This is a genomic window from Micromonospora andamanensis, assembly GCF_016863495.1.
In the GTDB taxonomy this organism is placed as follows: Bacteria; Actinomycetota; Actinomycetes; order Mycobacteriales; family Micromonosporaceae; genus Micromonospora; species Micromonospora andamanensis.
The window spans coordinates 24791-34320 of the sequence record NZ_BOOZ01000062.1; the positions used below are offsets into that span (position 1 = coordinate 24791).

The 9530-nt window shown below is 71.4% G+C and carries 11 protein-coding genes; 8 read left to right on the top strand and 3 right to left on the bottom strand.

Annotation, left to right across the window (positions count from 1 at the left end):
- The first annotated feature begins 3 nt into the window (after nucleotides 1–3).
- The 4 genes from Van01_RS33885 (at nucleotide 4) to Van01_RS30045 (ending at nucleotide 2509) form a co-directional block, all read left to right on the top strand.
- Nucleotides 4–174, top strand: coding sequence for a PIN domain-containing protein (locus Van01_RS33885; RefSeq protein ID WP_373306306.1), 171 nt, complete (start codon nucleotides 4–6; stop codon nucleotides 172–174).
- Nucleotides 175–290: 116 nt separating this feature from the next.
- Entirely contained in the window at nucleotides 291–1754 is a 1464-nt protein-coding gene (locus Van01_RS30035; protein ID WP_204014755.1) for an amidase, read from the top strand.
- Between the two features lie 52 nt (nucleotides 1755–1806).
- Nucleotides 1807–2109: an aa3-type cytochrome oxidase subunit CtaJ gene (gene ctaJ / locus Van01_RS30040; protein ID WP_444543479.1), complete on the top strand. Its 303-nt coding sequence runs from the start codon at nucleotides 1807–1809 to the stop codon at nucleotides 2107–2109.
- The gene (locus Van01_RS30045; RefSeq protein ID WP_204014756.1) at nucleotides 2096–2509 is read left to right on the top strand and encodes a DUF5130 family protein; all 414 of its coding nucleotides are present in this window, start codon (nucleotides 2096–2098) and stop codon (nucleotides 2507–2509) included. The genes ctaJ and Van01_RS30045 overlap by 14 nt, the downstream gene beginning before the upstream one ends.
- A gap of 56 nt (nucleotides 2510–2565) precedes the next feature.
- On the opposite strand, the gene Van01_RS30050 is transcribed toward Van01_RS30045, so the two are convergent.
- Both Van01_RS30050 and pepN read right to left on the bottom strand, forming a co-directional pair.
- Nucleotides 2566–3129, bottom strand: a complete 564-nt coding sequence (locus Van01_RS30050) for a Uma2 family endonuclease (RefSeq protein ID WP_204014757.1) — start codon at nucleotides 3127–3129, stop codon at nucleotides 2566–2568.
- Between the two features lie 78 nt (nucleotides 3130–3207).
- Nucleotides 3208–5757 carry an aminopeptidase N gene (pepN, locus tag Van01_RS30055; protein ID WP_204014759.1) on the bottom strand — a complete coding sequence of 850 codons (2550 nt, stop codon included), beginning with the start codon at nucleotides 5755–5757 and terminating at the stop codon, nucleotides 3208–3210.
- Nucleotides 5758–5974: 217 nt separating this feature from the next.
- Between pepN and Van01_RS30060 the strand changes: the two genes are divergently transcribed.
- The 4 genes from Van01_RS30060 to Van01_RS30075 all read left to right on the top strand — a co-directional run bounded on the left by Van01_RS30060 (nucleotide 5975) and on the right by Van01_RS30075 (nucleotide 9047).
- Nucleotides 5975–6598 (top strand): mycothiol-dependent nitroreductase Rv2466c family protein, encoded by a 624-nt coding sequence (locus Van01_RS30060; protein WP_204014761.1) that lies wholly within the window; start codon nucleotides 5975–5977, stop codon nucleotides 6596–6598.
- Between the two features lie 147 nt (nucleotides 6599–6745).
- The gene (locus tag Van01_RS30065) at nucleotides 6746–7189 is read left to right on the top strand and encodes a hypothetical protein (protein WP_204014764.1); all 444 of its coding nucleotides are present in this window, start codon (nucleotides 6746–6748) and stop codon (nucleotides 7187–7189) included.
- Nucleotides 7190–7301: 112 nt separating this feature from the next.
- Nucleotides 7302–8507, top strand: coding sequence for a DUF1015 family protein (locus Van01_RS30070; protein ID WP_204014767.1), 1206 nt, complete (start codon nucleotides 7302–7304; stop codon nucleotides 8505–8507).
- Between the two features lie 72 nt (nucleotides 8508–8579).
- The gene (locus Van01_RS30075) at nucleotides 8580–9047 is read left to right on the top strand and encodes a ribose-5-phosphate isomerase (RefSeq protein WP_204014770.1); all 468 of its coding nucleotides are present in this window, start codon (nucleotides 8580–8582) and stop codon (nucleotides 9045–9047) included.
- A 57-nt stretch (nucleotides 9048–9104) separates the two neighbouring features.
- On the opposite strand, the gene Van01_RS30080 is transcribed toward Van01_RS30075, so the two are convergent.
- A complete protein-coding gene (locus tag Van01_RS30080; protein ID WP_204014783.1) occupies nucleotides 9105–9431 on the bottom strand; it encodes a hypothetical protein in 327 nt (108 codons plus the stop codon).
- Nucleotides 9432–9530: the final 99 nt, after the last annotated feature.

The window sequence follows — 9530 nt, forward strand, 5'->3', positions numbered from 1 at the left end:
GCGTTGACCGCCCGGGGACACCACCGGGCAGCGAGTCCGGTGGATCTGATGGTGGCGGCGTCCGCCGCTGAGTACGGGGCCACCGTTCTCCACTACGACCGGGATTTCGACAGGTTGGCGGAGGTCGGTGGACCCCGGTCCGAGTGGGTGTCGCCACCGGGAACCCTTTCCTGAGCGTGTGAGGTGGGCTCGCCCGTAGTCGAGCCCCACCGGCGGCGTTGAACGCCTTCTACGGCCGTGAGGCTCGTGTCTAGGCGGCAACCAGAGCCCTGAACGGGCAGGATGGCGGCATGGCCGAGCCGCACGACCTGACCGCGCTGGAACAGGCCGCCGCGATAGCCCGTGGCGAGCTGTCCAGCGTGGACCTCGTCGAGCATCACCTGCGCCGGGTCGACGCGCTCGGTGACACGGTAGGTGCCTTCGTCACAGTCACCCCGGAGCAGGCGCGCGCCGCCGCCCGCGCCGCCGACGCGAGCCCGACCGATCGGCGTGGGCCACTGCACGGGGTGCCGACGGCGATAAAGGATCTGACCCTGACGGCAGGTGTCCGCACCACGTTCGGTTCGGCCGCCTTCGCTGACTTCGTACCGCCCGTCGACGCCGACGTGGTGCGCTTCATCCGGGCGGCGGGCCTGGTCAGCCTCGGTAAGACCACCACCTCCGAGCTGGGCTGTTCGCTGTACTCGGAGACCCTGGTGGCACCGCCGGCGCGTAATCCCTGGGCGTTGGCCAACACCGCTGGCGGATCCAGCGGCGGCGCGGCGGCGGCCGTGGCGGCGGGCCTGGTGCCCGTGGCGCAGGGCTCCGACGGCGGTGGTTCCCTGCGGATCCCGGCGTCGCTGTGCGGGCTGGTCGGCTACAAACCCAGCCGGGGCGTGGTTTCCGGCGGTCCGCTCGGGTTCGGTGCCTTCGGCCTGCCGACGAGCGGCCCGCTCGGCCGGACCGTCGCGGACGTGGCCGCGTTCCTGGACGTGCTGGCCGAGCCGGCACCAGGCGAGCCGTACCTGCCGCCGCCACCACCGCCGGGCGGCTATCTCGCGGCCGCCCGTGCCGCCGAGCCCGGCCGGTTGCGGATCGGCCGGTTCACCGCTCCGATGCTCGCCGACGAGCCGGTCCATCCGGACTGCGTCGCCGCGGTGCACCGGGCCGCCGCCTTGCTCGCCGCCGCCGGGCACGAGGTCGTCGAGGTGCCGGCGCCGATCGGCCCACAGGTCTGGCCGCTGTTCGAGATCGTCTGGTACGTCCTCGCGCTCGCCCCGGTGCCGCCGCAACGGGAGTCCGAGCTGCTGCCGCTCACCCGTTTCCTGCGGACCAGGGCCGCCGAGATCTCCGCCGGCACCCTCACCGCGACCCTCGGTGAGATCCAGGCACAGGTACGCCTCGGTGCCCGCCGTACCGCCGGGTGTGACCTGCTGCTCTGTCCCACCCTGGCGGCCCCGCAGGCACCTGTCGGCTGGTTCACCCAGGGGCGTACCCCGGAGGAGGACTTCGACAGGCAACGCCGTTTCTCCCCGTACTGTGCGGTTTTCAACGTCACCGGCCAACCGTCCGTTTCGCTGCCGGTCGGCGTGACGGCCGAAGGGCTACCGGTAGGGGTTCTGCTCACCGGTCGGTACGGCGAGGACGCGAGGCTGATCGCGACCGCTGCGCAACTGGAGGACTCCAGTGGCGGATGGGATCGGCACCCCGCAGTCTGGCGGAGCGTCGGCTCCGCTAACGTGAATGGCAGCGGAGTCGGGAGGTCACCGAGGTGATCCGCCACCCGACCCGATCGAAGGTCTCTCTTTCCGCCTGGGGGCGTTGGGATTGTCTGTAACCGACACGTTGCTGGTCTTCGTCGGCATCCCGGCAGCCATCGTGCTGGTGATCGCCGGCCTCGTCTACGCGGGTAGCCAGGGCGGTGGTGGCGGTGCCAAGCGTTACCGGCCGGGCCGGCCGTTCAACTTCACGCCGGTCTGGTTCCTCGGCCGCCCCGAGGAACTGGCCGACTCCGCGGGCACCGCGCTGTCGGTGGGGGCACAGGCGCCCGCGCTGACCAGCCGCACGCAGGAACAGGCCGGCGTCGAGACGCCGACCGGTGGAACCGGAGGCGCAAGTGACCGTTGGTGAGAAGCAGCACGTGGCCGGGACGGAGACTCCGCCAGACGTGCTCGACGGGCCGTTCTCGACCCGCCAGCTGCTGCGCATCGACGAGGCGCTACGCCTGGCCGACCGGACGACCGGCCTGGTCTTCTCCGTCTTCGTCGGCGGCCTCGACGAGCCGATCCGGGAGCACGCCGAGCGGCTGCACCGGCAGCTCGCCGAGCCCGACCGGTCGGTGCTGATCGCGATCTCGCCCAACCAGCGGCAGCTGGAGATCGTCACCGGTCGGTACGCCCGCAAGCGTGTCCCGGACACGTACGCCAAGATCGCGGCACTGTCGATGGTGGCCGCCTTCGGTGGCGGCGACCTGGCGGGCGGCATCATCCAGGGCCTCGACCAGCTCTCCCGCTACGCCGGCAAGGGCTGACGACTTCGATACGCGCGAGCCCGGTCCCCTGCGGGGGACCGGGCTCGTCTCGTAGGTCAGCGGGGCCAGGCGGAAGGCTCCAGCCGCATCGGCCACGGCTCGGTCACCTCGACCGGATCGTCCGGCCCGACCGTGCCGAGAAGGTTGTAGTGGACACCCTTGACCAACTCGTAGCGGTACACCACAGGGCCGAAATCACCGCGTTCGACCCGCCAGTAGAACGGGATGCCTGCCTCGGCGTAGAGCGCGGGTTTGGTGAAGCGGTCGTGGCGCCGGCTGCTTGGCGACTCGATCTCCACGACGAGTGCGACGTGTGCCGGATCCGCCCACATGCCGTCGGGCGGCGCACCCGGCTTGAGGACCGTGATATCCGGAATCAGGTTGCCGCCCGGGGCGCGGACTCCGGCCTCGCGAATGATCATCCACTCCGTCGGTGCCGACGCACGGATAGCCGACCGGATCTCGTCCGCCAGCCAGTGGTGTCCATAGCCGGCTGGTGGGGTCACGTGCAGGCTCCCGTCGATGATCTCGTAGCGATTTCCGTCGTCCGGCAGGTCGGCGAGATCCTGCTCCCGCCAGCCGTGTTCCGGTGGGCGCCACTCGTACGTCGGTTGTGCCATCACGTCCACCTCCCTTGGCCACGATAACGGCCCGGGAGCATCGTGTGCTCACGACGCTCCCGGGCCGGTGGAACGCGGTCAGGCCGTTCGGGCGTCCCGGGCCTGCGCGGCGAGGGCGCGGACCACGCCGTCACGACCCTCGGCGACCAGCCGGCGCAGCGGACCCGGGTGGCCCTCCTGCGCCAGCCAGGCGTCGGTGGCCTCGACGGTGTCGTCCGCCACCAGGTACGCGGGGTACATGAGCATGGCGAACTCCTGCGCCGGCTCGCTGTCCCGGGTCGCCCAGACCTGCCCGACGGTGGCGAAGTAGCGGTCCCGGTACGGGGTGACCAGTTCCACCTGCGTGGGGTGACTGAAGCCCTGCAACAGCGCCCGGTGCCGCCAGTTCGGCAGCGCCTCAGGGCCGGTCAACTGGGCCCAGACGGCGGCCTTGTTGGCCTCGGTCGGCACCAGCGCGTGCGCGTAGGCGGCCTCCCGCTCACCGCTTGAGGTCTTGTCCCGGGCCAGCTCCGTCTCGATCTCCGACGCGCCGGCCGCGCCGTTGGCCACCAGCGCCTGCAACACGCTCCACCGCAGCTCGGTGTCGATTGTCAACCCGGGGGTCACCTGGGTGCCCTCAAGCCAGCCGCGCAGCACGGCCAGGTCCTCACCGGACCGGGCGGCCGAGACGTACGCCCGGGCCCAGGCCAGCTGGAAGCCGCTGCCCGGCTCGGCCGCGGCGAGCGCGGTCCTCGCGGTACGGGCCAGGTCGGCCCAGCCGGTCGGTGCCCAGTCCGGGTCGGCGTAGAAGGTGAGGGCGCTGCTGACCTGCCGCAGCGTCGCGGTGACCAGGTTGATGTCCGTCTCCGCCGGCAGCCCGGCCAGCACCAGCGCGACGTAGTCGCGGGTGGCCAGCTCGGCGTCGCGGGTCATGTCCCAGGCGGCGGTCCAGCACAGCGCCCGCGCCAGCGACGACTCAAGGCCGGCGATGTGCTGCACCACAGTGGCCATCGACCGCTCGTCCAACCGCAGCTTGGTGTAACTGAGGTCGTCGTCGTTGAGCAGCAGCACGTCGGCCGCGCGCACGCCGGTGAGTTCGGTGAGCTCGGTCAGCTCTCCGTCGACGTCCACCTCATACCGCTCGCGACGCACCAACCGGCCGTCGGTGAGGTCGTAGAGCCCCACCCCGATCCGGTGGGTACGCAGGGTCGGGTGACCCTCCGGTGCCTCCTGACGGACCAGTACCTGCTGGTACGTGCCGTCCGCGCCGATGGTCAGCTCCGGGCGTAGCGTGTTGACCTGAGCGGTCTCCAGCCACTGGGAGGCGAATGTGGTCAACTTGCGGCCGGAGGCGGTCTCCAACTCGGACAGCAGGTCGTCGAAGGTGGCGTTGCCCCAGGCGTGCTTGGCGAAGTAGGCGCGCAGACCGGCCAGGAACGGCTCCTCGCCCACGTACGCGACCAACTGCTTGAGCACGCTGGCGCCCTTGGCGTACGTGATGCCGTCGAAGTTGACCTCGACCGCCTCCAGGTCGGGCATCTCGCAGTACACCGGGTGGGTGGAGGAGAGCTGGTCCTGCCGGTACCCCCAGTTCTTCCGGATGGACAGGAAGGTCGTCCACGCCTCGGTGAACCGGGTGGCGTGCGTGTTGCACCAGTGGCTGGCCCACTCGGCGAACGACTCGTTCAGCCACAGGTCGTTCCACCAGCGCATGGTGACCAGGTTGCCGAACCACATGTGCGCCAGCTCGTGCAGGACGGTGTTGGCCCGCTGCTCGTACTCGAAGTCGGTGACCTGCGAGCGGAACAGGTAGTGCGACTCGGCGTGGGTCACGCAGCCGAAGTTCTCCATCGCGCCGGCGTTGAAGTCCGGCACCCACAGCTGGTCGTACTTGGGCAGCGGGTACCGCACCCCGAACTGCTCGTGGAAGAAGTCGAAGCCCTGCGTGGTGACCAGGTTCAGGTCGTCGGAGTCCAGATACTGCGCCATGCTCGCCCGGCAGAAGTAACCCAGGTCGATGCCGTCGTGGGTGTACCGCACCTCGTGGTACGGCCCGGCGCACAGCGCGGTGATGTAGGTGCTCATCCGGGCGGAGGTGGCGAAGTGCAGGGTCTTGTGGCCCTCGCCGGCCGCCTCCTCGCGCTCCACAGGCATGTTGGAGATCACTTTCCAGTGCTCCGGAACAGTGGCGTGCCAGGTGTAGACGCTCTTCAGGTCCGGCTGGTCGAAACAGGCGAAGACGCGCTGTGCGTCGGCCGTTTCGAACTGGCTGTAGAGGTAGGTCTCACCGTCGACCGGGTCGACGGTGCGGTGCAACCCCTGGCCGGAGTTGGAGAACGCGAAGTCCGCGTCGACGACGAGCGTGTTCTCGCTGGCCAGCCCGGTCAGCGTGAGTCCCTTCTCGGCTGAGAAGTCGGCCAGCTCCACCGGGGCGCCGTTGAGCGTCGCCGAGCGCACCGAGTCGGCCGCCACCTCGATGAAGGTGCTGGCCCCCGGTTCGGCACAGCGGAATTGCACCTCGGTGGTCGACCGGAAGGTACGACCGTCGGCGGCGTGAACGGCACTGGACAGGTCCAGCTTGATGTCGTACCCGGTCACGTCGAGCAGGCGGGCCCGCTCGGTGGCCTCGACCTGTGTCAGGTTGCGCACTCCCGGCACTGTTCGTCTCCATCCCACTCTCGCCGTCCGTCACGGCCGCATGGTCCGTCGACCGCTCGTGACGGCCGGTCCGGGCCTGAGTCTTCCATGTACGGGTAGTCGGTGGTGGGCGAGGTCACGGCTGGATCCTCGCGCAGGTGGCAGCGGGCGGGAGCAAGATCGGATGTACGCCGGTGAGCCGGCGTCACCATTGCGAAGGGATCCTGTCGTGAACGAGCGCGTCAGCGTTGACATGTGGTTCGATCCGATCTGCCCGTGGGCGTGGATCACCTCCCGCTGGCTGCTGGAGGTGGAGCGGGTCCGTCCCGTCGACGTCCGCTTCCAGGTGATGAGCCTGTCGGTGCTCAACGAGGGCCGGGAGCTGTCCGACGACTACCGGGAGTTGATGCGCAACGGCTGGGGGCCGGTGCGGGTCTGTGTCGCGGTGCAGCAGCGCTACGGCTCCGACGCCGTGCGGGCGCTCTACACCGCCCTGGGCACGCGGATCCATCTCGGCAAGGAGCCGCTCGGGCCGGAGCTGTACGTGGCCGCCCTGACCGAGGTCGGGTTGGACCCGGCGCTGGCCGAGGCGGCCGGGGACAGCGCCCTCGACACGCCGCTGCGGGCCAGCCATGAGGCCGGGATGCGGCCGGTCGGTACCGACGTCGGCACCCCGGTCATCCACGCTCCCGGCCCCGACGGCCGACCTGTCGCCTTCTTCGGGCCGGTGATCACCCCGGCGCCCAGGGGAGAGGGTGCCGGTCGCCTCTGGGACGGGGTCCTGCTCGTCGCCGGCACCCCCGGTTTCTTCGAGCTCAAGCGCAGCCGCGACATCGACCCGATCGTCGACTGACCGCCCGCCGTGTCGACGGCGACGCCGCGGGCCGGCCGGGCGTCACCGGTGCCTTCGTGGGGTCGTTTGACCGGGTGTCCGTGGTGATCGCTGGCGGGCCGCACCCGTGCCCGCTGGCCGCAGTCCGCCAGCTCGTGGAGGCGCCAGATGGCCAGACATCGTGCCCCGGTCGACGACCCCCGGGCGCGGGAGGAGGGCATCGCCGCCGCGACGCCCGGTCCGGCGACGCAGCTGAGCTGGCCGGCACCGCGCCGGGACCGGTCCGACCACTGGCCGGGTCCGGCCCGGCGGGAGCCCGTGCCGCCCCGGACGGCACCGGGGTTGTCGCGGTCGGAGCCGCCTGCGCCCATGCCGGGACCACGACCATCGGGTGACCTGCCGCCGCCCCGCCGTGACCGCTCCCCGAACTCGTCAGGGGTGTTGGCCAGGCCGAGCGTGGTGGGTGTCGCCCGGGTTCCGGTCACCTCCCGACTGACACCACCCGGCCGGGAGCTGCGCAACCAGGGGCCGAGGCCGGTCCCGGCGGGCCGTCCGGTGGGAACGCCGGTGCCCGGCGGCCGGCACCGGCGGGGGGCGGAGCACGACAGGTGACCGAGGGCACCTGCTCCGCAGTGACCGTAGGGCAGTGCCCGCGCTTTCACCTGGTGGGCCAAGGGCGGGTCCCTCGGCGGCACCCGACGCGCCGCCGGTAGCGTCAACCGTCATGACGGTCGTGCACCCGATCACCCGAGCCTGGATCACCACAGGTGGTACCGGCGCCCAGAACTACGACGAGTTCGCCGACGACGCGGAGATCACCGCGATCATCGAGGCGAATCCGCACAGCGCCCTCGGCATCGAGATGCCGCACAAGGCACCGGAGAGCCTCGGCCTGTCGTTCGCCGACGCCCTGCCGGCCGCGGTGAGCCGGCTCGCCGAGGCGAAGGCCGACGGCAGTTACACCCCGGCCGAACAGGTGGTGGTGCTGTACCGGATCAGCGCGCCGGGCGAGGAGCCGGCCTACGGGCTGTTCGCCATGGTCGACACCGATCAGATCTCCACCCGGGCCGACGAGCCCGGCCTGGTCATCCGCAACGAGGACGTCTTCATCGCGAAGGTGCGCGAGCGGGTCGCGCTGGCCCAGGCTTTGGGGCACCTGCTCTCACCGGTGCTGCTGTTGCAGACCGGGCGCGGCGACGAACTGCACGAGGCGCTCGCGGCAGCCACCGACACGGCCGGGGCGCCCGCCGCCACCGACACCGACCAGGCCGGACGTACCCACGCCATCTGGCTTGTCGGTCCGGGCCGGCAGCAGGACGAGCTGACCGCGCTGGCCGGTGGCGGCGAATTGGTGGTCGCCGACGGCAACCACCGCAGCCTGGCCGCGCAGACAGGTGGGATGTCCCGGTTCCTGGCGGTCGTGACCACACCGGCTTCGGTGGCTATCCAGCCGTACAATCGCCTGGTCAGCGAGCTGACCACCACCCCCGGGGAGCTGCTCGAACGGCTGGCCGCCGCCGGGGCGCGGATCACCGCGTTCGACGGCCCGGCCGAGGTGCCGGCGACCGGCGGCACCGTCGTGCTCCAGCTTCCCGACCAGGCGTACGCGGTGACGCTGCCGCACACCGCTGCCAGCCGGCTGGAGAATCTCGACCACGCCCTGGTCGAGCGGATGCTGCTGCGCGACGCCCTCGGTCTGGATCCGGGCGACAAGCGGATCACCTACGTCGGCGGTGACTACCCGGCGAGTTGGCTCACCGGTGAGGTCGAGGCCGGTCGAGCCGAGTTGGCCGTCCTCATTGCGCCGGTGACCGTCGACGACTTCGTCGCGGTGAACCTGGCCCGCGAGAAGATGCCGCGCAAGAGCACCTGGTTCACCCCGAAGGCGCGTGGCGGCCTGGTGGTCGCCGAACTGCCCGAGCGGTCCTGACCCGTCCGGCCCGTCCCGTCCGCCACCCGCCCCGGCGGTGCCCGGTGGGACGGGCCTGACAGACTGCGCGGTATGCGCGTCTACCTGGGATCCGATCACGCCGGTTTCGAGTTGAAGGTGCACCTGGCCAACCACCTCGCCAAGCAGGGGTACGAGGTGGTCGACATCGGCCCGCACGCCTTCGACCCGGAGGACGACTACCCGGCCTTCTGCCTGCACGCCGGCACCCGAGTGGTGGCTGACCCGGGCAGCCTCGGTGTGGTCATCGGCGGCTCCGGCAACGGCGAGCAGATCGCCTCGAACAAGGTCGCGGGGGTGCGGGCGGCGCTGGCGTGGAACGTGGAGACCGCCCAGCTGGGTCGGCAGCACAACGACGCGAACGTGGTCGCCGTCGGGGCCCGCCAGCACACCCTCGACGAGGCCACCGCCATCGTCGAGGCGTTCCTGACCACCTCGTTCTCGGGCAGTGACCGGCACGCCCGCCGGATCGCCCAGGTCGCCGAGTACGAGCGCACCCGGCAGTTGCCCGACCTGCCCTGACGGTGACGACCGGATCCGGGTCGGGCGGCACCGTCTCGGCGGCCGACCGACCCCGGGTCAGCGACGGGGCAGTTCGTCGCGCGGGGTCCAGTTGCGGCGGACGATGACGACCCGCTCCGCCGCCGCGGCGAGATCCTCGTCGGTGGGTCGGGCAGCGTCCCGGGCCCGCATGGCGGCGGTCACGCTCACCTGCGACGAGCCGGACCCGACAAGCCCGCGCAGCCCGCGCTCACCCTCCTCGGGAGCGCCGTTACGTCGCCCCCGGGGGGCGTCACCGCCGTCGTGCACCCCGGCCGTGGTGGCCGCCGCACCTGTGTCGGCCCCGCCACCGGGAACGCCGTGGTGCCGGTGCCGCCGCCGTCGCCTTTCCCCGCCATCCGCCACCCCCCGACCGTACCCCCGCCCCACCCGCCCTCCCTCGGCGATCTTGCACTTTTCGTCGGGACAGAAGCGGAGCAAGGGGGCAGAGCGGCGACCAGAAGG